Annotated in this window: 20 protein-coding genes and 1 pseudogene; 3 read left to right on the forward strand and 18 right to left on the reverse strand. The window is 43.5% G+C overall.

Features of this window, described 5'->3' with window-relative positions; genetic code table 11:
- Nucleotides 1-370: 370 nt before the first annotated feature.
- The 8 genes and pseudogenes from metF to FD735_RS07640 all read right to left on the reverse strand — a co-directional run bounded on the left by metF (nucleotide 371) and on the right by FD735_RS07640 (nucleotide 8,461).
- Nucleotides 371-1,237 (reverse strand): methylenetetrahydrofolate reductase [NAD(P)H], encoded by an 867-nt coding sequence (metF, locus tag FD735_RS07605; protein ID WP_139658878.1) that lies wholly within the window; start codon nucleotides 1,235-1,237, stop codon nucleotides 371-373.
- A 92-nt stretch (nucleotides 1,238-1,329) separates the two neighbouring features.
- Nucleotides 1,330-3,579, reverse strand: a complete 2,250-nt coding sequence (gene metE / locus FD735_RS07610) for a 5-methyltetrahydropteroyltriglutamate--homocysteine S-methyltransferase (RefSeq protein WP_139658879.1) — start codon at nucleotides 3,577-3,579, stop codon at nucleotides 1,330-1,332.
- A 244-nt stretch (nucleotides 3,580-3,823) separates the two neighbouring features.
- The gene (locus FD735_RS07615; protein WP_001241790.1) at nucleotides 3,824-4,186 is read right to left on the reverse strand and encodes a TIGR02328 family protein; all 363 of its coding nucleotides are present in this window, start codon (nucleotides 4,184-4,186) and stop codon (nucleotides 3,824-3,826) included.
- Nucleotides 4,170-4,574: a YbgA family protein gene (locus tag FD735_RS07620; RefSeq protein WP_013670267.1), complete on the reverse strand. Its 405-nt coding sequence runs from the start codon at nucleotides 4,572-4,574 to the stop codon at nucleotides 4,170-4,172. Before FD735_RS07620 ends, FD735_RS07615 begins: the two co-directional genes overlap by 17 nt.
- A gap of 22 nt (nucleotides 4,575-4,596) precedes the next feature.
- A pseudogene (locus FD735_RS07625) lies at nucleotides 4,597-4,866 on the reverse strand (HigA family addiction module antitoxin); the annotation flags it as partial.
- Nucleotides 4,867-4,868: 2 nt separating this feature from the next.
- Nucleotides 4,869-5,420 carry a hypothetical protein gene (locus FD735_RS07630; RefSeq protein WP_000071345.1) on the reverse strand — a complete coding sequence of 184 codons (552 nt, stop codon included), beginning with the start codon at nucleotides 5,418-5,420 and terminating at the stop codon, nucleotides 4,869-4,871.
- A 31-nt stretch (nucleotides 5,421-5,451) separates the two neighbouring features.
- Nucleotides 5,452-5,697 carry a hypothetical protein gene (locus FD735_RS07635; protein ID WP_001129122.1) on the reverse strand — a complete coding sequence of 82 codons (246 nt, stop codon included), beginning with the start codon at nucleotides 5,695-5,697 and terminating at the stop codon, nucleotides 5,452-5,454.
- Between the two features lie 130 nt (nucleotides 5,698-5,827).
- Nucleotides 5,828-8,461, reverse strand: a complete 2,634-nt coding sequence (locus tag FD735_RS07640; protein WP_139658880.1) for a DEAD/DEAH box helicase family protein — start codon at nucleotides 8,459-8,461, stop codon at nucleotides 5,828-5,830.
- A 133-nt stretch (nucleotides 8,462-8,594) separates the two neighbouring features.
- Here FD735_RS07640 and FD735_RS07645 point away from each other — a divergent pair, with 133 nt between their 5' ends.
- The gene (locus tag FD735_RS07645) at nucleotides 8,595-9,212 is read left to right on the forward strand and encodes a TVP38/TMEM64 family protein (RefSeq protein ID WP_000076177.1); all 618 of its coding nucleotides are present in this window, start codon (nucleotides 8,595-8,597) and stop codon (nucleotides 9,210-9,212) included.
- A 278-nt stretch (nucleotides 9,213-9,490) separates the two neighbouring features.
- Here the strand turns inward: FD735_RS07645 and scrK are convergent, their stop codons facing one another.
- Together scrK and FD735_RS07655 are read right to left on the reverse strand one after the other, a co-directional pair.
- Entirely contained in the window at nucleotides 9,491-10,378 is an 888-nt protein-coding gene (gene scrK, locus FD735_RS07650; protein ID WP_000164288.1) for a fructokinase ScrK, read from the reverse strand.
- A 158-nt stretch (nucleotides 10,379-10,536) separates the two neighbouring features.
- Nucleotides 10,537-12,423, reverse strand: coding sequence for a sucrose-specific PTS transporter subunit IIBC (locus FD735_RS07655; RefSeq protein ID WP_084937373.1), 1,887 nt, complete (start codon nucleotides 12,421-12,423; stop codon nucleotides 10,537-10,539).
- A 379-nt stretch (nucleotides 12,424-12,802) separates the two neighbouring features.
- Between FD735_RS07655 and FD735_RS07665 the strand changes: the two genes are divergently transcribed.
- Together FD735_RS07665 and FD735_RS07670 are read left to right on the forward strand one after the other, a co-directional pair.
- Entirely contained in the window at nucleotides 12,803-14,257 is a 1,455-nt protein-coding gene (locus FD735_RS07665) for a sucrose-6-phosphate hydrolase (protein WP_139658882.1), read from the forward strand.
- Nucleotides 14,238-15,203: a LacI family DNA-binding transcriptional regulator gene (locus FD735_RS07670; protein WP_139658883.1), complete on the forward strand. Its 966-nt coding sequence runs from the start codon at nucleotides 14,238-14,240 to the stop codon at nucleotides 15,201-15,203. Before FD735_RS07665 ends, FD735_RS07670 begins: the two co-directional genes overlap by 20 nt.
- 34 nt (nucleotides 15,204-15,237) lie before the next feature.
- On the opposite strand, the gene FD735_RS07675 is transcribed toward FD735_RS07670, so the two are convergent.
- The 8 genes from FD735_RS07675 to fmt all read right to left on the reverse strand — a co-directional run bounded on the left by FD735_RS07675 (nucleotide 15,238) and on the right by fmt (nucleotide 24,000).
- Nucleotides 15,238-16,512: a hydroxymethylglutaryl-CoA reductase, degradative gene (locus tag FD735_RS07675; protein ID WP_139658884.1), complete on the reverse strand. Its 1,275-nt coding sequence runs from the start codon at nucleotides 16,510-16,512 to the stop codon at nucleotides 15,238-15,240.
- Nucleotides 16,512-17,684, reverse strand: coding sequence for a hydroxymethylglutaryl-CoA synthase (locus FD735_RS07680; protein WP_139659115.1), 1,173 nt, complete (start codon nucleotides 17,682-17,684; stop codon nucleotides 16,512-16,514). The genes FD735_RS07675 and FD735_RS07680 overlap by 1 nt, the downstream gene beginning before the upstream one ends.
- Before the next feature lie 118 nt (nucleotides 17,685-17,802).
- The gene (locus tag FD735_RS07685) at nucleotides 17,803-18,258 is read right to left on the reverse strand and encodes a threonine/serine exporter family protein (RefSeq protein ID WP_000176909.1); all 456 of its coding nucleotides are present in this window, start codon (nucleotides 18,256-18,258) and stop codon (nucleotides 17,803-17,805) included.
- Between the two features lies 1 nt (nucleotide 18,259).
- Entirely contained in the window at nucleotides 18,260-19,018 is a 759-nt protein-coding gene (locus tag FD735_RS07690; RefSeq protein ID WP_139658885.1) for a threonine/serine exporter family protein, read from the reverse strand.
- Between the two features lie 86 nt (nucleotides 19,019-19,104).
- Complete coding sequence (gene pknB / locus FD735_RS07695) at nucleotides 19,105-21,006, reverse strand: Stk1 family PASTA domain-containing Ser/Thr kinase (RefSeq protein ID WP_139658886.1); 1,902 nt, start codon at nucleotides 21,004-21,006, stop codon at nucleotides 19,105-19,107.
- Nucleotides 21,003-21,743: a Stp1/IreP family PP2C-type Ser/Thr phosphatase gene (locus FD735_RS07700; protein WP_139658887.1), complete on the reverse strand. Its 741-nt coding sequence runs from the start codon at nucleotides 21,741-21,743 to the stop codon at nucleotides 21,003-21,005. Before FD735_RS07700 ends, pknB begins: the two co-directional genes overlap by 4 nt.
- Before the next feature lie 15 nt (nucleotides 21,744-21,758).
- The gene (gene rsmB, locus FD735_RS07705; RefSeq protein ID WP_061428025.1) at nucleotides 21,759-23,072 is read right to left on the reverse strand and encodes a 16S rRNA (cytosine(967)-C(5))-methyltransferase RsmB; all 1,314 of its coding nucleotides are present in this window, start codon (nucleotides 23,070-23,072) and stop codon (nucleotides 21,759-21,761) included.
- Nucleotides 23,065-24,000, reverse strand: a complete 936-nt coding sequence (gene fmt / locus FD735_RS07710; RefSeq protein ID WP_139658888.1) for a methionyl-tRNA formyltransferase — start codon at nucleotides 23,998-24,000, stop codon at nucleotides 23,065-23,067. Before fmt ends, rsmB begins: the two co-directional genes overlap by 8 nt.
- Nucleotides 24,001-24,012: the final 12 nt, after the last annotated feature.

Genomic DNA, 24,012 nt, shown 5'->3' on the forward strand with positions numbered 1-24,012 from the left:
ATTCCGTCCTAGAAAATAACAGAGTTATTCTCTAGGATACCACTATAGCGTGAAATATCTTTTAAATACTCACTCCGTTCATGTTTTTTGAGACACCTATTATCATATTTTGTTTAAAAAATAATCCACTTTAAACAAATTTCTACAATCTAAATACCCTCATCTTTGTATCAAGTACGTACAGAGTCTATTTTATCATATTTTTCTTAAAAAGTGCGGGCTTTTCTATTAAAAAGGAACCATTCCCCCATGAAAAGAGGAATGGTTTGTTGTTTATTTTATTTAGCAAATTCTTTGGCTTTCGCAACTGCCATTTTTCATTTAAAAGCATGTAAATGACAAGCTGCCGTCTCAGTGGTTAAAGAATCGATTACCCTAAAGACTGATGATTAAACAAGGCATGGGTTGCTTGGTGGATGTATTTTGCTGTTTCAGCATTGTTCATGGTGTAGAGATGCACACCTGCGACATCCTGGGTTACCAAGTCCACGATTTGATCCACTGCATAGGCAAGTCCTGCTGCTCTGAGCGACTCAGGGTCATGCTCATACTTGTCTAAGATGGCTTTAAATTTGCGTGGAAGATGGATATTCTCACAAGTCTTCAAGAGACGGAGAGCCTGATTTCGATTCAGAATTGGCATAATCCCTGCATGAATGGGAACATCAATCCCAGCCAAGATGCACTTGTCTTGGAAATCATAGAAGCGCTCATTGTCAAAGAAAAGCTGGGTTACAAGACTAGAACATCCTGCATCTACTTTCTTCTTAAGATTTTGAATATCTGAAATCTGATTTGGTGAATCTGGATGCCCTTCTGGATAACAAGCACCAACAATATCAAAGTGAGGGGCTTGCTCCTTGATAAACTCAATCAAATCAGTGGCGTAGCGAAAATCCTTTTGTGGTTCCACGTCTGGAATAATATCCCCACGAAGAGCCAAGATTTTCTGCACCCCAACCTTATCCAAGTCGACAATGGTTTCAGCAACCTTTTCCTTGGTCAGATAGATAGCTGGCAAGTGGGCAATCGTTGGAATCGCCAAGTCATTCTGGATAAAGTCAGCCAAACGAACCGTTGTTTCCTTGATATTAAATTTATTATTGCTGGCGGTCACACTGATAAAGTGCGGTGTCAGCTCCCGCATATCTTGAAGAGCTGAAATAATCTTATCATTACCCACAGCTGGGTTTGGAGGGAACACTTCAAATGAAAGTGACGGTGTTTGGCGTGACATAGTCATTATCCTTTTCTTTTGATTTCATGATTGCTGAGCAGCTAGGGCCAAGCAGTTCCTTGAACAGTCAGTGTCAAGAGAGAAATCTTATCTTACAATTTCTCACGCGCAGCTTTTGCTGCTTCGACAAGGCGGATCAAGCTTTCTTTTGTTTCTGGAATACCACGTGTTTTCAAACCACAGTCAGGGTTGATCCAAACTTTCTTGCTTGGAACTTTAGCAAGAATAGCATCGATTGTGTGGTCGATTTCGCCTTCATTTGGCACACGAGGTGAGTGGATATCGTAAACCCCAGGTCCCACTTCTGTTTGGAAGTTTTTCGCTTTGAGTTCGTCCAAGATTTCAAGGTTTGAACGGCTTGCTTCAAAGGAAATAACGTCCGCATCCATGTTGTCGATAGCTGGGATGATATCTGTAAATTCTGAGTAACACATGTGGGTGTGGATTTGAGTATCTGGTGCAACTGTAGAGTGTACCAAGCGGAAGGCTGGAATAGCCCAGTCAAGGTAGTCTTCGTACCAGTCGCTACGACGGAGTGGCAATTTCTCACGAAGAGCAGCCTCATCGATTTGGATAATCTTCACGCCTGCAGCTTCAAGGTCAAGAACTTCATCCTTAATAGCAAGAGCGATTTGAAGAGTAGAATCCTTGATAGAGATGTCTTCACGTGGGAATGACCAGTTGAGGATGGTAACCGGTCCAGTTAACATACCTTTAACAGGTTTGTCAGTACGGCTTTGTGCGTAGCTAGACCATTTGACAGTGATTGGGTTGAGACGAGTGACGTCACCCCAGATGATTGGTGGTTTCACCCCACGCATACCGTATGATTGTACCCATCCATTCTTAGAGAAGAGGTAACCTGACAAGTTTTGACCGAAGTACTCAACCATGTCGTTACGCTCGAACTCACCGTGTACAAGCACGTCAAATCCAACTTCTTCTTGCCATTTGATCCATTCGTCGATAGTTTCAGCAAGGAAAGCATCGTATTCTTCTTGTGACAATTCACCTTTACGGTAAGCCAAACGTTTAGCACGGACTTCCTTAGTTTGAGGGAATGAACCGATGGTTGTTGTTGGAAGTGCTGGAAGTTTGAAAGCTTCTTCTTGGATGGCTTCACGTTCTGCAAAAGCTGGCAAACGAGTGTAGTCTGCGTCTGTCAATCCAGCGATGCGCGCACGAAGTTCTACATTTTCACCCACACGTTCAGTCGCAAAGAGTTCTTTGTTAGCAGCAAGTGCTTCTTCACCTTGACCGTCGCGGATAGCATCCAAATCACGGATCTCATCCAATTTTTCAACTGCAAAGGCAAAGTGATTCAAGATAGCTGGTTCAAATTCTTCATTAGCAGTTGTAAATGGCACATGAAGAAGGGAGCATGAGCTTGTCAAGACAATGTTTTCAGCTGGGATTTGCTCAAGAACAGCCAAGCTTTTTTCGTAGTTGTTGCGCCAGATGTTCTTACCGTTAACAATACCTGCATAGAGAGTCTTGTCAGCTGGGAAGCCACCTTTCACAAGTTCAAGAGTTTTCTTACCCTCAACGAAGTCCAAACCGATGGCGTCAATTGGCAATTTCACAAGGTCAGCGTAAACGTCACGAACGTCACCGAAGTAAGTTTGAAGCAAGACTTCAAGACCTTTCTTGTCAGCCAAGAGTTTGTTGTAGAGGTTCAAGAAGAGAGCTTTTTCTTCAGCTGTCAAATCTTTGACAAGAGCCGCTTCGTCCAATTGAATACGAGCCGCACCAAGTTCAGCCAATTTAGCAAAAACTTCTTGGTATGCAGCCACTAAGCTGTCTACGAAGTCTTCTGCTTTCACGCCTTCTTCAAAGTCTGATAATTGAAGGAAAGTGAATGGTCCTACAAGGACTGGACGAGTGTTCAATCCAAGTTCTTTTGCTTCTTGGAACTCATCAAAGATCTTGTGACCAGCCAATTTTACTTGAGTATCTTTTTCAAACTTAGGAACGATGTAGTGGTAGTTGGTGTTGAACCATTTCTTCATCGGAAGGGCACGAACGTCCCCTTTTTCTCCTTGGTAACCACGTCCCAAAGCAAAGTAACGTTCAAGATCAGATAATTCTAAGTTTTGTACTGATGCAGGAACTACGTTGAAAAGGAAAGCAGCATCCAGGAAGTTGTCATAGTGAGAAAAGTCATTTGATGGAATTTCAGTGATGCCTTTTTCTTTGACGATGTTCCAGTGTTTTGCACGCAAGTCTTTTGCTGCTGCAAGGAGTTCTTCTTCTGAGATTTCTTTTCTAAAATATTTTTCAGTTGTAAATTTTAATTCGCGGAATTCACCCAAACGAGGGAAACCGATGATCGTAGTTGACATGATGTGTCCTCCAAAATTTGTTGTTGAAACTATCTTAACAGAAAAGAAACTGTCTGTATAATTGTAAATAATTAGGCTTTGATATAGTTTGAAACTATATCACTCTTTTGATCAAAAGAAAAAGACTTGAGACCAGTGTCTCAAATCCTTTGTATAGCTTGTTTTGTGGCTGTATTTTAGTTAGAATACTAAAACGTGTTATTAATAATTCTTATAAGTGACTATGGCTTGTTATTAGAAAAGACTATAGGTCTATCCCCTTGTCTCGGAGATTATCTAAGCACTCCTCATAGTATCCTGTATCATGCTCACTATAGATGGGACTGGTTAGCTTCTCCTCGGGTAAGTCTTGATAAGGAGGGCAGGTCTTGCCACGGTAGTTCTTATCCAGCCACTCTGGACTGACATTGTAGCCACGGTCAGCCATCTCCTCCATGATCAAGTCATGATAGGCATAGAGACGATAGGGCGAGTGAGTAAAGACATAGTCCACCGTCGCATGCTTTCTGCCCCAGCCATTGCCACGTAGGGCGCAGCACTCTCGATGTTGCCCCAAAAGTTGAGGACGAGGAAGTTGCGAAATCAAAGCCTCATGCCAAAGTCTCATGGGAGTCTCCTTTCAGTAAAGTCGAATGTTGCAAGTAGGTATTTGGATAGCGATCAAGCAAGTCTCGAGTCTTAGCAATCAAGTCTTCCTTAGAAGCCTGACCAAAGCGGTAGCGATCCAGCAAGAGCATATAGTCTTTGCGCTCAACATCTGTCGCTTTCTTTTTGAAATAGCCCCAAATATGCTGAAAGGCATTGCAAACCTGACCCCTATGCTCAGGAATTTGGCAAGCACGGTCAATCAGTTCTTGAACATGGCTGACCTCCACCACTTCATTCTTGAGATATTGGCGAATCTCATTATAAATATTGCTGGAATGGCTCAAAACGAGGTATTTGTTTCTAGCCCAGAGTTGTTGGCAAAGGGCACGTTGGTTGTTATTATTCATAATTGACATTATACCATGATTACTCTAAGAACTCTGCCATTTTTACATCGTAAGCATTTTGAAGATTGAGCCAAGTTTTCATCGAAATATTGGTAAGTTTCTCTAACTTCTGAGCAATCTCATTACTAATTGACTGCTCACCTTTCACTAATTTTCTGATCATCTTTGGCGATACCCCCAACTTCTCCGCAAATTCTTTCTGGGTCATGTTATAATCTTCAATTAGCTCTCCAATATATTGACCTGGGTGGAAAGCAATTAGGTCTTTGTATTCAATAATTTTATTAGTCATATTCACCATTTAATCACGTGTTGTTCAATATTACTATTAACTGATTTATCTTTTTTAGAAATTTCAAGAATAATTTCTCTATGAAGTTCTTTTATATTTTTAATTAGCATGCCTCGACTAAAATTTTGAATATTAGTCTGAGATAAAACAATTTCGATTATTCTATTATCAATGACCTTTTGATAATATTTTTGGTTCACGCTAGGAGGAGTCAATATAGGTGACCATCCATCTAATTTTTCAGATATATATAACTGATTATTAAGCATTTCATCATCCATGTGAAAATTTCCTCCAAATCCAATCCCCTCTTTACTTACTCCTATAACTAGAACGTTACTTTGATTTTGCTGAATAACTTGTTTGTTCCCAGTTAAAAGCCATAAAAATTCAAAATAATCTTCTGCACTCGGACAATCCTCTAATGAAAAATAACCATTCTCTTTTAAAGTTATTACCGGCTGTGCTGAACCTGTCATTCCAACCAAAACTTTATTATTTACTTTAAAAACCTTTGACGTTTTTTCACTCGTAATTTCATCCGAATTACTCATTCTCATGTCTCCTGAAATAATTGCAAAATTTCTAAAAACAGTTCCAATTACACAAGACAATGTCATTCACCTCCTTAATAGCAAGTTTATCCAAAAATACATTTCTTAATTTTAAAAATTGCTCCTTAAAAACAGATACAAGGATGTTGGTATCTGGATCTCTTTCTGCAATTTCCTTCCCATTGCGAGGAAGATATGTATAGCCCATACGCATGAGATGTAGAGCTGCTGGGATTTGTACCCTGGTTAGTTCAGAAAAATCTTTTCTCTTTGCCATAAAAAACCTTTCTTAAGCTTTGTAAGAATAGTTTATTCTAAACGCTTCATTCTATTCAACTGTTTCAACTATTAAAAATTTATTTTCTCTATTATTATATCATGTTTCAGATGGATTTTCCCATACGCTCCTACTCCAACTGGCTTTTAACCTTCTTCTTAGTCAAGGTACGGTCATTTTTATTGGAGAGAGCTTTGATACGAGCTTCGAGAAGGGTTTTCCGTCCGGTCTCTGTTCGTGTGTAGACGAGATGATAATGTCCGATAGTCGGCGTCAGAAAGTCGAGGAATTTCTGTGCTTCTTCCTTGCGCTTGTCAAAAAGACTAGGCACGACATAGTAAGGTGACTGACCTTGTCGGACTTTCTCTGCCTTCAAGAGATAGCGCTGGTTGTCCACTGGTGCAAAGAACTCTCCCACAGTCTGAGCAAACAACTCCTTGTCCCTCATGCTTCCTCCCTTGAGATAGGCAAAGACCATGTAGTTTTCCTTGTCCTCCTCTACCTGAACACGGGATTGATCATCCGTTAGATGCCCCGAATCTAGCAGAACCTTTCGGATCTGCTCACCCAGAGACTGCAAGCGTTTATAGGGACTCTTATAGCGGAGGTAGCGCCAAGATGCAAAGACCAAAAAGAGGAGACATGCTGTCGTAAGCCACCAAACACCGATCAATCTCAGTCTAAATAGCAAGACCAACAAATCCACTGCCAACAAGAGCAATGACATGCGAACCCATTTTAATGCATCAAGCAAGAGCATGACTGGGATTTTCTGTTTTTGAGTTGCAACTTCTGTAACTATCTCGAACTGATCCGCTACGACAAGAGCATCTTGCCATTTTTGTCTCAAGCCTGCTCGATCCTTGGAGAGACTCTTAACTCGCTCATTATACTCACTAATTTGCTTTTTCTTAAAAGGGGGCTTTGGAAAATCCAAACGATCCAAACCGGTCTCAATACTCTCCTGATTATAGGCCAATCCAAGAAAATGCTCCATCCGTCGCGACAAGGTCTGCAGATCCTGATTGCTCTCTGGTCTAGGCTCCTCACCAGGAAGAGTGATGAGTGCTTGCGCTTGAACGGCTACCAGATGCCAGATGTTGCTGGTCTTTTCTGGATGTCCCGGCCAGATACGAATGGCACGCCCGCGCATCTGGTTGCTCAGCATAAAGCTCCCCACAAAGCTTCCGAGGATTAGGGAATTAACACAAGGAGCATCCCAACCCTCTCCGAGGAGAGATTTGGTTCCGACTAGGACTTGAATCCGCCCTCGTTGAAAAAGCTCCGTCACTGCCGCTACGATTCCCTTAGCTGAGCTCGGAAAACCAACCTGCACATAATCTTTTTGGTCCAAGTGACCAATAGATGAGAAACTAAGAGGAACCTGAGGCAAGAGCTCCTTCAACTCTGCTGTCACATCGGTAGGCAAAATAACGACACTACCTGACAAGACAGCCAAAGAAACAGGTATCTCTTGCTCCTGAGCTTTTCGACGAATGTTTTCAAAATAAGGGAGAACCCCCAACTGAGAAATGGTTGTCTGATCATCTCCCAGATAGGTGGCAAAATCCTTGCGAATATAGTCAGCTAGTACTAACTGTCTCAGTTCCTGACCTAGACTCTCATACTCCGTCAAAAAGATATCGGCAATGGCAGACAACTTCCCTAGAGATTGGGTTAAAAGCTGGTCAGAAGCCTTAGACTTAACCAGATAAACCTGACGTTTTTCCACCAACCCACGCGCCTTCAAGTCAGCCTCTAACTTTTTCCTATATCCATCTGGATCCTCATACCATTCTGGTGTCTGATAGAGTATGCTCTGCAACAGCGTCTCCAGCCAGTAGGAGGTCAATGCTGGAAGCTTCTGGGTTCCCAGTAAATTTTGCAAAGAGGGAGGAATCGTTAACCCCTGAGAATGCATATAAATCAACATAGCAGACAAGTACTTGGGATCTTCTAAGAGCAAATCAGATGAAATATCCCCTTTGAGGACCTTAGAGCCTGCTACAAATGTTTGAAAATCAGGATCGACTATAAGGTGATGAATATAGTCCCACTTAGTCTCCTCAAACTGTTTGAGACGTTCCGCCTCTTCAGCTGTTGGTGAACACATATAGACAAAATCCTGATGAGGGCAAAGAGTGTCTTCCTTTACTAGTTCAGGTACCGTGATTTCTTGATCGATCTCCCCACACATACGGATATAGCGTTCCCAGAGTTCAGGCTCGCTGTCATAAGGTGGTGTCGCTGTCAGGGAGATGACTTGCAGCGGTTCATACTGTTTGCGAAAGGCTTCCAGACTTTTCCACCATTCATTGCGCAGGTGGTGGCATTCGTCCAAGCAAAGAGTCGCAACTTTCTGAGTTCTTAGGCTTGCAAGCAAATCAAACCCCACAAAATCCTCTGCTTCTCCATCTTCTTGTGATTGCAGTTGGTTCATGGCGCTATGAAAAGCCTGATAGGTCACAATCGTTAATGCCTTCATCTCCTTTAAGTTTTGGGAAACGAGGTCTGAAAGCCTCTGACCATCCTCTAGAAAAGCAGTTTGGATCCTATCTACCCATTGTTCACGAATGGTGACAGTCGGAACTAAGATGAGGGCTGGGTTGCCAAAACGAGCGATTAGCTCGATACCAATGGTTGTCTTTCCAGACCCTGGAGCAGCCACTAGATGAACATGACCGTCTGCTTGATAGTCCTGAAAACGATCCAATACCTGTTTTTGATATTGGCGCCAGCTTCCTTTAAAGTTTAAACCTAACATGATACCCCTCATTCCTATACCGTCTTTTTCTTATTCTCATTTTACCACACTTATTTCTCCAGTCAGATAATCCAGATAGTTTTTCTCCACAAAATATGGTATAGTAGAATCATACTATCTATGAGGAGTTTACATGTCACAGGATAAGCAAATGAAAGCTGTTTCTCCCCTTCTACAGCAAGTCATCAATATCTCATCTATCGTCGGGGGAGTCGGTACCTTGATTTTCTGTATTTGGGCCTATCAGGCAGGAGTGTTACAGTCAAAGGAAACCCTATCAGCCTTTATCCAGCAAGCTGGGGTTTGGGGACCACCACTCTTTATCTTTTTACAGATCCTACAAACCGTTGTTCCGATTATTCCGGGAGCTCTGACCTCAGTGGCTGGGGTCTTTATTTACGGCCACATCATCGGAACCATCTATAACTATATCGGTATCGTGATTGGCTGTGCCATTATCTTTTACCTCGTCCGTCTCTACGGAGCCGCCTTTGTCCAGTCCGTCGTCAGCAAGCGCACCTATGACAAGTACATCGGTTGGCTAGATAAGGGCAATCGTTTCGAGCGGTTCTTTATCTTTATGATGATCTGGCCAGTTAGCCCGGCTGACTTTCTCTGTATGCTGGCTGCCCTCACCAAGATGACCTTCAAGCGCTATATGATTATCATCGTTTTGACCAAGCCCTTTACCCTAGTGGTTTATACTTATGGTTTGACTTATATTATTGATTTCTTCTGGCAGATGTTTTGAGGATAGAATATAGCCTAATACTAAATATACTTTGGTATGGAAATCATGCCTATTTGTCAATAGTGAAGCGAGGATTTACCTAGCCTTTCCGCCGTGATAAAAACACCTGAAATCTAATGGTTTCAGGTGTTCGGAAACTTTGAGACATTAGGCTCAAAGTTAAGATATGGAATTTCGAAGAAAGTCGCTACCGTCCGTAATCACTTAAGGAAAGGCTCAAAAAAATTGTCTTCAAAGAAAATATCCGTTTGGTTTCCCAAGCGGATGTTTTCTTTGTTTTATTTTGCGACACTCTTAGCAAGGACAAAGTTCCCAAGTGTGGCAGAACCATTTCCTGCGACTGCTGGCGTCACGATGTAGTCACGCACGTCTGGTACTGGTAGGTAGCCATTGAGAAGAGCTGTAAATTTCTCACGTACACGGTCCAGCATGTGTTGCTGTGCCATGACGCCACCACCAAAGACGATCACATCTGGACGGAAAGTCACTGTAGCATTGACCGCAGCCTGAGCGATATAGTAGGCTTGAACATCCCAGACAGAACTGTTGAGTTCAATATTTTCACCACGAATACCTGTACGGGCTTCGAGACTTGGACCAGCCGCAAAGCCTTCCAAACAGCCCTTGTGGAAAGGACAAACGCCGTTAAATTCTTTTTCTACATCCATTGGGTGTTTAGCCACATAGTAGTGACCCATCTCAGGGTGACCCACACCACCGATAAACTCACCACGTTGGATAACACCTGCACCGATCCCTGTACCGATCGTGTAGTAAACCAAGTTTTCGATGCGGCCACCAGCATTGTTACGCGCAACCACTTCACCATAGGCAGAACTGTTTACGTCAGTTGTGAAATACATGGGTACGTTGAGGGCACGACGAAGGGCACCAAGTAGGTCTACATTTGCCCAGTGAGGTTTTGGAGTCGTTGTGATAAAGCCATAGGTTTTTGAGTTTTTGTCGATATCAATGGGACCGAAGGAACCGATGGCAAGACCTGCAAGATTATCGAATTTTGAGAAGAACTCAATGGTTTTATCGATTGTTTCGATTGGAGTTGTTGTAGGAAATTGTGTTTTTTCCACAACATTAAAGTTTTCATCACCGACAGCACAGACAAACTTTGTACCGCCCGCTTCTAAGCTTCCATATAATTTTGTCATGATAAACCTCTTATCTTTGTTTTCTCTATTATAGCACATTTTAAAGGGCTAGATTTCTCAATATTTTAGATTTTCCTCTGTAAATCTTACCATCCAAGTAAAAACGAACAAACATAATATTTGTTCGTTTTATTTTTAAATCTGATTTTCGAAGAGGACTAGGCTTTCACTTCGATGATAGCGTCACCCTTGACAACTGAACCGCTTGCGACTGGTGTCACAGAAGCGTAGTCTGCTGTGTTGGTTACGATAACCATTGTTGTGTCGTCAAGACCTGCAGCAGCGATTTTGTTTGAGTCAAAGGTTCCGAGAACATCACCAGCTTTGACCTTGTCGCCTTGAGCAACTTTTTGTTCAAAGCCTTCACCGTTCATAGTCACCGTGTCGATACCAACGTGGATCAAGATTTCAGCTCCGTTTGCTGTCTTCAAACCGTAAGCATGTCCTGTAGCAAAGGCGATTGATACTTCTGCATCAGCTGGTGCGTAAACCACGCCTTGGCTTGGTTTCACTGCAATCCCTTGTCCCATTGCACCACTTGAAAAGACTGGGTCATCAACATTCTCAAGGGCAACTACGTCCCCAACGATTGGAGTTTGGATTGTTTCATTTTGAGGAGCTACTGGAATGTTACCAGTTGTTTCTTCTTGAACCAAACGTTCTGTCGCTACTTCACTAGCAACTTCTTCTTCGTCCTCGTAACCAAACATGTAAGTAAGTGCAAAACCAAGAACGAATGATACAGCTACCATAAGGATGTATTGGAATAATTGACCGTTACCAATGTACAACATTGTACCAGGGATGATGGTGATACCATTACCAGTACCAGCAAGACCAAGGATTGAAGCCAGTCCACCACCGATAGCACCAGCAATCAATGAAAGGAAGAATGGTTTACGGAAACGCAAGTTCACCCCGAAGATAGCAGGCTCTGTAATACCGAGGAAGGCAGAAAGAGCAGCTGGGAAAGCAAGTGTTTTCAGTTTAGGATTTTTAGTTTTGACACCAACGGCAACAGTTGCAGCCCCTTGAGCTGTCATAGCTGCAGTGATAATGGCGTTGAATGGGTTGGCATGATCGGCAGCAAGCAATTGCACTTCAAGCAAGTTGAAGATGTGGTGTACACCTGATACGACAATCAATTGGTGAACCCCACCAATCAAGAAACCACCAAGACCAAATGGCAAGCCAAGAATCGCTTTTGTACCGATAAGGATGTAGTTCTCAACAACATGGAAGACTGGTCCGATGACAAAGAGTCCAAGGATAGACATCACCAAAAGTGTCACGAATGGCGTCACCAAGAGATCCAAGACATCTGGAACCACTTTGCGGAGAGCTTTTTCAAACTTGGCTCCGACCACCCCAATGATGAAGGCTGGAAGAACGGAACCTTGCAAACCAACAACAGGAATGAAGCCAAAGAAGTTCATAGCTGTTACTTCACCACCTGATGCTACAGCCCAGGCGTTTGGAAGCGAACCAGAAACCAGCATCATACCGAGGACGATACCAACGGCTGGATTTCCACCGAATACGCGGAAGGTTGACCATACAACCAAACCTGGCAAGATGATGAAGGCTGTATCTGTCAAGATTTGAGTATATGTTGTCACGTCAGCTGGAAGTGTCATTCCAAGAGCAGTCAAGAGACCACGCACACCCATGAAGAGACCAGTTGCTACGATAACTGGGATGATTGGTACAAAGACGTCACCGAAAGTACGGATAGCACGTTGGAACCAATTTCCTTGTTTAGCAGCTTCTGCTTTCATATCTTCTTTAGAAGATGTTGGCAAACCAAGTGCAACCACTTCGTCATACATCTTGTTTACTGTACCAGTCCCAAATATGATTTGGTATTGGCCTGAGTTAAAGAAAGCTCCTTGAACTTTATCCAAGTTCTCAATCACTTCCTTCTTGATTTTCCCTTCATCTTTGACCATGACACGCAGACGAGTCGCACAGTGGGCTACACTGTTGACATTCTCACGTCCGCCAAGGGCTTCGATGACCTTTTTTGCAATATCCTGATTGTTCATTTGCAAAAATCTCCTTATAAAAATTTTGTTCTTGTTTGAAAGCGATTTTATTCGCCCTACGACTATTATTTTATCACGTTTCTAAAATATGTCAAGCGTTTTGCAGAAATTTTTATTTTACTTCTTTTACTCCTGATTATTCTTGCTCGTTTTTGAGGGATATTTTCTTTTTCCTCAAAAAAATATCTTTATATTTGAGGAATCAAGGCTTTTATTTACATTTTCTTTCATTTTTTTGTGAAAATTTGCTAGATTTCCTTTACTCGATTTCTGGCAATCGTTTGACATATTTTTCTCTTTTTTAACATAAAAGACTTGCTTTTTTTGCCGAAAACGGTTACTATTAATAATAGAATAGAACTTATGGAGGAAAGATAAAATGGGATGGACAACCGAGCGCCGTTATAGACGCTATGAAGACTGGTCTAATGATGAAATCAAGCAAATCAAGGAAAAGATGGCACAATCTCCTTGGCATACTCGTTACCATGTCGAGCCTAAAATGGGGCTTCTCAATGATCCAAATGGCTTTTCTTATTTTGATGGCAAATGGATTCTCTTTTACCAGAACTTCCCCTTTGGTGCAACCCATGGGTTGAAGTCTTGGGTGCAGCTTGAAAGTGATGATTTAGTGCACTTCACAGAAACTGGAGTCAAAGTTTTGCCAAATACTCCATTGGATAGCCACGGTGCCTACTCTGGTTCTGCCATGCAGTTTGGCGATCAGTTGTTCCTATTCTATACAGGGAATGTCCGTGATGAAAACTGGATCCGTCACCCTTACCAGATTGGGGCTTTGATGGATAAGGATGGCAAGATTACAAAGATTGACAAGATCTTGATTGACCAGCCAGCAGACTCTACTGACCACTTCCGCGATCCGCAAATTTTTAACTTTAAAGGTCAATATTATGCCATCGTCGGTGGACAGGACTTGGAGAAAAAAGGCTTCGTCCGTCTCTACAAGGCTGTGGACAATGATTATACAAACTGGCAAGCAGTTGGCGACCTTAACTTTGCTAACGATCGCACTGCCTACATGATGGAATGCCCAAATCTGGTCTTTGTAGGGGAGCAACCTGTCCTTCTCTACTGTCCACAAGGATTGGATAAAAAAGTTCTAGACTATGATAATATCTATCCAAACATGTACAAAATCGGGGTTTCCTTTGATCCTGAAAATGCCAAAATGGTAGATGTGTCACCCCTTCACAACCTAGACTATGGTTTCGAAGCCTATGCGACTCAAGCTTTTAACGCTCCTGACAGACGTGCACTAGCAGTAAGTTGGCTTGGGCTACCAGATGTAGCCTACCCCTCTGATCGTTTTGACCACCAAGGAACTTTCTCCTTGGTCAAAGAACTCACTATCAAAGATGGGAAACTCTACCAATACCCTGTCGCAGCTATCAAAGAACTTCGTGCCTCTGAAGAACCTTTTTCAAATCGTGCTCAAACCAATAACACCTATGAACTAGAGCTCAACTTGGAGGCCAATAGCCAGAGCGAGATTGTCTTACTTGCTGAGAAAGAAGGCAAGGGTCTTTCAATCAACTTTGACCTTGTCAATGGACAGGTGACAGTGGATCGTAGTCAGGCTGGTGAACAGTACGCCCAAGAATTTGGTACGACTCGTTCTTGCCCTATCGATAACCAAGCTACTACTGCCACTATCTTCATCGACAAGTCAGTCTTTGAAATTTTCATCAATAAAGGAGAAAAAGTATTTTCTGGTCGTGTCTTCCCACATGCGGACCAAAATGGTATCCTCATCAAGTCTGGAAACCCAACTGGAACTTACTATGAATTAGATTATGGTCGCAAAACTAACTGATGTCGCAAAACTAGCAGGCGTCAGCCCCACTACCGTCTCACGGGTCATCAATAAAAAGGGTTATCTATCTGAGAAAACCATTCAAAAGGTCAATGAAGCCATGAGAGAATTGGGCTATAAGCCCAACAATTTAGCTCGTAGCCTCCAAGGAAAATCAGCTAAGTTAATCGGCTTGATTTTTCCTAACATTTCCAACATTTTCTACGCAGAATTGATTGGTAAGTTGGAACACCAACTCTTTAAGAATGGATACAAGACCATCATCTGTAACAGCGAACATGACTCTGAAAAAGAACGGGAGTACATTGAAATGCTGGAGGCCAATCAGGTCGACGGTATCATTTCTGGAAGTCACAACTTGGGAATCGAAGACTACAATCGTGTGACGGCACCGATCATTTCCTTTGACCGAAACTTGTCTCCAGACATCCCTGTTGTCTCCTCTGACAACTACGGTGGCGGGGTTCTCGCTGCCCAAACCTTGGTCAAGACAGGTGCCCAGTCTATCATCATGATTACAGGAAATGACAACTCGAACTCACCGACTGGACTGCGTCATGCTGGCTTTGCCTCTATACTCCCGAAAGCTCCTATTATCAATGTTTCAAGTGACTTTTCTCCCGTCAGAAAGGAAATGGAAATCAAGAATATCTTGACCCATCAGAAACCAGATGCTATCTTTGCTTCGGATGATCTGACAGCTATCCTAGTGATCAAAATCGCTCAAGAACTGGGAATCTCTGTTCCTGAAGAACTCAAAGTCATCGGCTATGATGGTACCTACTTTATCGAGAATTACTACCCTCAACTGGCGACCATCAAGCAACCCTTGGAAGAGATTGCCCACCTCACTGTTGATCTGCTCTTGCAAAAGATCGAAGGCAAGGAAGTCGCGACAACTGGTTACTTCTTACCCGTCACCCTATTACCTGGAAAAAGTATTTAAGTACAAAAAACTCAGACGAATTCGTCTGAGTTTTTTATGATCTTAAGTTTTCGAGATAGCGCTGGGCTGTCTCTAAGTTAAAGGTTTTATCTGCGATGAGGCGCTCAACGAGGGGAGCAACCTCGGACTCACTAGCACCAGCTAAGAGAGCTAGGGATTTGGCCTGCAACTTCATGTGACCTTGCTGGATGCCCGTACTCACCAAGGCTTTCAGAGCCGCAAAGTTTTGGGCAAGACCGATGGACACGATAATCTGAGCTAATTCCTTGGCAGAAGGATTTCCCAGTAGTTCGTGACTAAGAGCTACACGGGGGTTGAGACCAATAGAGCCACCCTTGGTCGCTACAGGCATAGGTAGGGTCATCTCACCAACCAATTCTTCTCTTTCCATGTCCAACTTCCATTGACTAAGACCTCGATAGCGTCCATCTCGACTGGCAAAGGCATGAGCCCCAGCTTCGATGGCACGCCAGTCATTACCCGTGGCGATTAAAATAGCATCGATACCATTAAAAATCCCTTTATTGTGAGTAGCCGCTCGGTAAGGATCAGCCTGCGCAAACTGGCTGGCCAAAGCTATCTTCTCTGCAATTTCTCGTCCTTGGTCCTTTTGAGGGTTCAAATAGCGAAAGGCAATACGACAGCTTGCTGTCACTAGAGAATCTGTCGCGTAATTGGACAGAATTCCCATGAGACTCTGTCCCTGACTGAGTTCTTCTAAGACTGGTTTCAAGGCTTCTAGCATGGTATTGAGCATATTGGCTCCCATGGCTTCCTGGGTATCGATATGGAGATAGACGACGAGAAAGTCTGTTTCACCTTTGATCTGCTCTACATGTAAATCACGCGCCCCACCACCACGTTTGACGATAGAAGGATAGGCTTGATTGGCAAGTTCCAAGAGTTCGGCTTTCTTGCTGGCAATCTTCTCTTGCGCTTGTTCAGGATCAGCAACTTGATAAAGGGCTACCTGACCAATCATCTGGCGCTCATGTACTTGAGCAGTAAAACCGCCTGCTCGCTTGATGATTTTGCTGGCATAGCTAGCGGCAGCAACCACTGAGGGTTCTTCTGTCACATAAGGAACTGTGTAATCCTGACCATTCACCAAAAGTTCTGGAACGATCGAATAAGGCAGAGAAAAAGTTCCTATCACATTCTCACTCAGCTGGTCTGCAACAGCCAAGCTGACTTGTTCATCCTGCTCCAGACTCGTTTGCTTTTCAGGACTAAGGAGCGCCTGAGCTCGCAACAACTCCAGGCGCTCATGGTATGATTTTTTAGAAAATCCATTCCAACTTATCTTCATTATTTTTCAACCTTGCTATAACGGCGTTGGTGGTCGACAATCTCCACCAAGGCATAGTCTTGATGTTCATAAGCTGCAAATTGGGCTGAGCCAGATTCATCCAACTGCACCTCTTCGAAGAAGACTTTTTCATAGTTTGCAACAGACAATGCTGTACGTTGCTTGAGTTTGCTCAAGCGATCCTTATCAAGGTGGGCCTCGTAGCCTTCAACCAGTTCTCCACTAAAGAACTCTGAAACCGCTCCACTTCCGTAACTGTAGAGGACAATTTTATCTCCAGCCTTCAAATTCTCTGCATTTTCCAAAAGGGAGAGAAGCCCAAGGAAAAGGGAACCTGTGTAGATATTCCCAATCATCTGACTATAGAGAATGGACTTGTCAAAGTTCTCTTGCAAACTATCCTGTTTTTCCTGAGACAAAGTCTTATCCATCATCTTACGCAAGCCTTTTAGGGCTAACTTAGGATAAGGCAAGTGGAAGCAGATAGCCGCAAAGTCATCCATAGTCCAATCATAGCGTTTCTTGTATTCATCCCAAGTCGTTGTCAGGCAATCAAGATACTGTTGGGTCGAGTACATGCCGTTTACATAAGGAGTGCTTGAATAGTTCGGACGCCAGAAATCCATGATGTCGCGCGTTTGGGCAACGTTATCATTGTTAAAGGCCATAATGCGCGGATTTTGGGTAATCAACATCGCCACACTTCCAGCACCCTGAGTTGGTTCACCCGGAGTTCCGACACCGTACTTGGCAATATCACTGGCAATAACCAAAACCTTAGACTCTGGAGAATTTTCCACATGCAATTTAGCATAATGAAGGGCAGCTGTCGCTCCATAGCAGGCTTCTTTGATTTCAAAGCTACGGGCGAAAGGTTGAATGCCTAATAGGCCATGAACAAAGACTGCCGCTGCCTTACTCTGGTCAATCCCTGACTCAGTCGCCACGATGACCATATTGATTTCTTCTTTTTCTTTGTCTGTTAAAATAGAGTTGCTTGCACTAGCTGCCAAGGTAACAATGTCCTCAGTCAGTGGAGCAATACTAATTTCATTTAACAAGAGTCCCTTGCTAAATTTTTCGGGGTCAACTCCCCTCGCTTCTGCTAAGTCTTGTAATTTCAAGACATATTGACTGGTCGCAAAACCAATCTTATCAATACCGATTGTCATATTTACCTCTGTTTTTTCATTCATTGTAAAAAATCGTTTCATTCTATTTTATCACAAATAGGAACAAAAGAGAGAAAAAAGACTTGATTCAACAAATCAAGTCTTTGCTTTGATTGTATTAGGAAGAGATTCCTCGTTGTTTTCGGATGTAGTAATAAAGCTTTAGAATTACCGTTCCACTTGCCATTCCAATAGAAATAACAAGAGCTAACATAACCACCAAAGTCGCGCTAGCAATTGCATGGCTGTAATCGCCTGTCACAAAGAAAGCTGTCGTTCGATAGGATAAATAACCTGGCACCAAGGGGGCAAGAATAGCCAAGACAAAGACCACCGCTGGTGTCTTATAGACAATACTTAAAATCTGACTGATGCAAGAGCCAATTACTGCTGCGATAAAGGTCGCGACAATAACATTGGTTGGTTCTTTGAGGACGAGATAGAGGAGCCAAACGCCCATTCCCAAAACACCACCAGGTAGGAGCATAGAGCGTTGAACATTCAGTACGATTAGAAAGGTGATAATGGCGAGTAAACTCGCCACTGCTTGGAGCAAAATACTTGTTAGAGTCATCTTATGTCATCAAAACCAGGGCGACAGAGGTGCCAGCCCCTAAAGCGAGGGTAATGAGCAGAGATTCAAACATCTTGCTCATACCAGAGTTGATATGGTTGGTCATGATATCCCGTACCGCATTTGTCAGAGCAATCCCTGGAACAAAGGGCATGACCGCTCCTGCTATAATCAGGTCTGCCGTCGAAGGAAATCCTGTATAGCGGGCCCAGAACTGGGCGATCAAGCCGAAAACAAAGGCACCTGCAAAGGCCGTTACAAAAGGAATGCGGACAAACTTCTCGACATAGAGAGAGAAGGAAAATCCAAATAAGGTTGCAATAGCCGCACCAAAAGCGTCATAAACATTGCCCCCAAACATAATCGAGAAGAAAGGGGCACTGAGGGTCGCTGCTACGGTCACTTGGAACTTGGTATAAGGAAGGGCTTGATTGCTGATTTCTTTGAGCTTTGTAAAGGCTGTAGAAAGATCAATCTGGCCACTCACAAGTTCTCGAGATACTTGGTTGACATCACAGACTTTTTCAATGTTATAGGAGGATGAGGTCACCCGTTTCATCCGAGAAATATTGGTATTTTCAATAGAAAAGAAAATAGCTGCGGGCATGGCAAGAACATTGCAATCCATTATTCCCTGCGAATGGGCAATACGGATCATAGTATCCTCAACCCGATGAATCTCTGAGCCACTTTTCAGGAGAATGGTTCCTGCTAGCATAATCACATCAATGACGGCATTCAACTCTCTCGATTCGTCCATTTTCTCCTCCTTTTTCTACTCCCTATATTTTATCACAAAATCTTGTGAAAAAAAATCTTTGTCATGAAATGATGACAAAGATTCGTTTAATCTCGGGAACTTTCGTGAGATCCTTCATTATTGGATGAACTGCTAGAAGGAGTGTGCCCTTGTTGATTTCCTTGTTGGTTCCCCTGGTTTGGACTTGTAGGAGAACCCTGGTTCCCACGTTGGGCAGGATTAGAGGATGAAGTTGACGGTGGTGTTTTTGGTTTGTAGATGGAAAGTTTGATACGCGTACTTGCAAGATCAACCAGTTCTCCTGCTCTTGGCGTTTGACTTACAACAGTTCCTTCTGCCGTTCCTTCAGGAGCAGTCGATACTTCAACAACCTCAATATTTGCTTCCTTCACACCGACAATCTGAGTCAAGTTATTCTTTGTAAACTCGAGGCTTGAACCGACGTAGTTCGGCATGCTGACACTAGTCACCTTCTTAGCTACTGTTAAGGTAATCGTAGTAGCTTTTGAGAGATCATAAGTCGAACCCGAAGCAGGAGTCTGTCTAAGGATGGTTCCAGGTTCACTTTCGCTGGATTCTTCCTCTTCCATCTTGATTAGATTTTCAGGAACCTTCTTCTCCTTGAGTTCAGCTACGACTTCCGTATACTTGCGTCCGACGTAATTGCTCAATTGGAAGGATTGCTTACCAGAAGAAACAATCAAATTGACCTTGGTTCCTTCTTTTCGGCCACTACCAGCTTCTGGATCCGTTCGAATAACGCGTCCTTCCGCTACTGTATCGCTAGCCTCCGATTTCTCTTCACCAGCTTCAAACTTGGATTTTTTGAGTGCTTCTTTGGCCTCTGCAACGGTTTGTCCAGCCACATCAGGAATGGGAATCGTTGCAGGTGTTCTAGACAAAATCCAGATTAAAGAGGCCGCAACCAATAGAAGACTGGCCAAAAGAATCATATAGCGAGCCTTAAATTTCCGTTTCTTAGCTGGCTTTGGCGCTGGAACCGGTTCTGCCACTGGTTGAGTCGGTTTCTTTGGTTGAGGGCGTTCTTCCTGCGCCGGAGCTTTAGGAATCGATGTCAGTGTACTTTGTGGAACTTTAGGCAAAGTCTTAGTGTCTGCCTTACTCGCATCATCAAAGACCAGCTTCGGTTCATTGCGACGATTATAAGACAAGCTAGTTGACAAGTCCACATACATTTCTGAAACAGACTGATAACGGTCTGACAGCTTCTTAGCAGTCGCCTTGATGACAACATTTTCTAAAGCCTGAGGGACAGATGGGTTTTCAGCTATGACGGACGGAAGTGGCTTCTGGAAATGCTGGAGGGCAATCGTAACTGCACTATCCCCATCATAAGGGATATGTCCCGTCAGCATTTCATAGAAGATGATCCCCATTGCATAGATATCACTCTGGAAGGTCGCTTTAGAACCACGCGCTTGTTCAGGTGACAAATAATGAACAGAGCCTAACATTGAGTTTGTCTGGGTCAGACTGGTCTCTGCAAAGGCTACGGCAATCCCAAAGTCCGTGACCTTGGCTGTGCCGTCAGGTGTCAAGAGGATATTTTGAGGTTTCAAATCCCGGTGAACAATTCCTCGAGTATGGGCTAAGCGCATGGCCAAGAGGATTTGTCCCATAATTCGAACTGCTTCTTCGTTTGAAAGAGGATAGTGTTCTTTGATATAACGCTTGAGGTCAAGACCTGCTACGTATTCCATAGCTAGGTACTGTTGACCATCTTCCTCACCAATATCTGTTATCCGAACGATATGAGGATGGTCCAGATCCGCCATGGCTCTCGCTTCACGTTGGAAACGTGCCACAGCAATAGGGTCTGTCTGGTAGTTGGTCCTCAGGACCTTCACTGCCACTTCTTCCCCGTCTAGGATCAAATCCTTGGCCAAGTAAACATCTGCCATGCCTCCTCGACCAATCTGCTTGACAATCCGATACCGCCCGGCAAAAATCTTGCCGATTTGGATCATTCTGCTGCCTCCTCGTTCATGTAAACAAGGGCAACCGTAATGTTGTCTAAACCTCCTGCATTGTTAGCGAAACGAATGAGGGTTGCCGCCTTGTCTGCTAGGGAAATATCGCTGGTTACGATATCATAAATCTCGCTTGCCGAAATCATATTGGTCAAACCATCACTATTGAGCAAGAGATAATCCCCTGACTCCAGTGTAATCATCCCAAAATCTGGCTGGATTTCATCTTTTTGTCCGATAGACTGGGTGATGATATTCTTTTGAGGGTGAGTTTCTGCTTCTTCTGGAGTCAATTGACCAGCCTTAAGTAATTCGTTGACCAAGGAATGGTCACTGGTCAACTGGTGGTATTCTTCTCCACGAATCAAACCGATACGAGAATCTCCAATGTGAGCATAGATAGCTTGGTTGTCAATAAAAGCAATAGCTTCTAGCGTTGTTCCCATGCCTCTGTATGCTTCGTCCTGACCTAGTTGATGAATTTTTTGATTTTCAATCTCCAGGTAGTGGGCAAACCACTCACGAACTTCATTGACTGAATCAATTTGGGTATCCACCCAAGCCACACCGAGATCTGTTACCGCCATCTCACTAGCGATATTTCCTGCACGGTGGCCTCCCATCCCGTCAGCCAAGATGATCATAGTTCGTCCTGCTCGGTTGACAAAGTGATTGACATAGTCCTGATTATTTGTCCGTTTCTGACCAACATCTGTTAATAATGCTATTTCCATTGTGTCAGTTCCTTCCTATTCTGATATCTTGCGAAATTGGCTAATAAAGAATCCATCACTTCCATACAATTCTGGAGTAATCAGGATACAGCCATCTTTCAGGATATCTTTACATTCGTGTTCTAGTTTAACCTGCTCGAACTCGGGATGACTTTCTAAAAACGCCTTGACGACTTGAAAGTTCTCCTCAGAGACAATAGTACAGGTACTATACGTTATTATACCACCTTTTCGTAGTGTTTGACAAACACTACCTAATATTTCCAGCTGAATTTCCTGTAAGGAGGTGAAATCTGCCGTTTCTTTATTGTATTTGATGTCTGGTTTGCGACGTAAAAGTCCAATCCCAGAACAAGGAGCATCTACTAAAATCTTATCAAAAGAGTCCTTTTCAAAAAACTCATGCACTTTTCTGGCATCCAATTTTTGCGTTTGCACTCGATCTGCCACAGCCAAACGCTCTGCATTTTCTTGGATCAAGTCCAACTTATGATCATAAAGATCCAAAGCCGTCACCTTACCGGACGTGAGGTAAGAAGCCATATGGGCTGTTTTTCCACCCGGAGCAGCACAGGCATCCAGGACCTGTTCATGGCCTTGTAGATCAAGAGTCGGAGCAACCAGTTGACTGGACTCGTCTTGGATGGTTATAGCCCCTTCTGCGAACAAATCATGTCCTGCAAAGTGGCCTTGCTCCTTGACCAGACCAGTGGCCGCCAAAGGGGAATCGGTCGCTTCTAACAAAGCTTTGATTTCCTCTTTTCGGCTCAAATCAGCTACACGGATACTGGCTTTGTTGCGCACCAAGAGACTTTTAAAGATGGCTTGTGCTCGCTCTTCACCGTATTCTTCCTTGAGTTTAGATACTAGCCAAACTGGGAGAGAATAGGTAAAGGAATCACGCTTATTTTTTCGCTTAATGCTGTCAATATCTGGCCAGCCTTCTCGTAAGATACGACGCAGGACGGCGTTGACCAATTTCTCACTGCCTTTTTTACGGGCTTTGGCTAGCTCTACCGCTTCATTAACAACAGCGTGATTAGGAACCTTATCCAGATACCGAAGTTGGTAGGCGCTCAGAAGGAGCAGGATATAGAGCCAGTTATCTAACTTATCTCTGTCTTCGATAAAGTGGGACAGATACCATTCCAGAGTGAGTTTTCGGGCTACCGTTCCGTAGATAATCTCTGTCACCAACCCCTTATCTGCTACTGAGAGGTGACTGCCCTTGAGGTGTTTATTTAAGGCAATATTGGAATATGCTTGGTTAACCAAAACATCCTCTAGCACTGCTAGAGCAAGACTTCTAGCCGTTTCTACTTTAGTCACCAAATCGTTCTCCTACAGTCAATGTCCGTCCAACTCCATTGAGGAAGGAAGAAATGTCCATCTTAGGCTTTCCAGCTGGCTGGACTTGCTTGAGAGATAGGGCACCTTCTGCCGTTGCGACGATCAATTCCTTCTTGCTAATAGACAGAATCTCACCTGGATTTCCCTGATCTTCTACTGGTAGAGCTTCATAAATTTTAAAGCGGTCTCCCTTGAGAAAAGTGTGGGCAACAGGCCATGGATTCATGCCACGGATTTGGTTGAAGAGTTGACGGTTAGTCTTATTCCAGTCCAACTTTTCTTCCTCTGGTTTGATATTTGGCGAGAAAGTGACCTGACTTGGGTCCTGAGGCACAGGTTTGATCTCCCCAGCAATATAGCCAGGAAGGGTGTCCAAAAGCAAGTCACGACCAACAATCGCTAATTTCTCAAACAAGGTGCCGACATTGTCCTCATCTGTGATAGGAATGCTACGACGAGAAATCATATCTCCTGCATCCATTTCCTTAACCATCTCCATAATGGTCACACCAGCTTCCTCATCCCCTTGAATCAAGGCATAATGAATGGGTGCACCACCACGGTGTTTTGGAAGGAGGGAAGCGTGAACGTTGACCGCAAAGTTCATGCTATCAAGAAGTTTACTTGGGAGGAACTGCCCAAAAGCAGCGGTCACAATCCCATCCGCCCCTAGCTTCATAATGGCTTCCATCTCTGGGCTTCCAGATAATTTTTCAGGTTGGTAGATGGGAAGGCCTGCTTCTTTGGCAGCCTGCTTGACTGGGGTTTCTTGGATGACTTTTTTACGACCGACAGCGCGATCTGGCTGGGTTACAACAGCTAGAATCTCGTAACGGTCATCTGATAACAACCCCTTCAAAACTGTTGCTGAAAAGTCGGGTGTCCCCATAAAGATTAGTTTTGTCATTTCTTCTCCTTC

Source organism: Streptococcus sp. 1643 (assembly GCF_006228325.1).
Lineage (GTDB): Bacteria > Bacillota > Bacilli > Lactobacillales > Streptococcaceae > Streptococcus.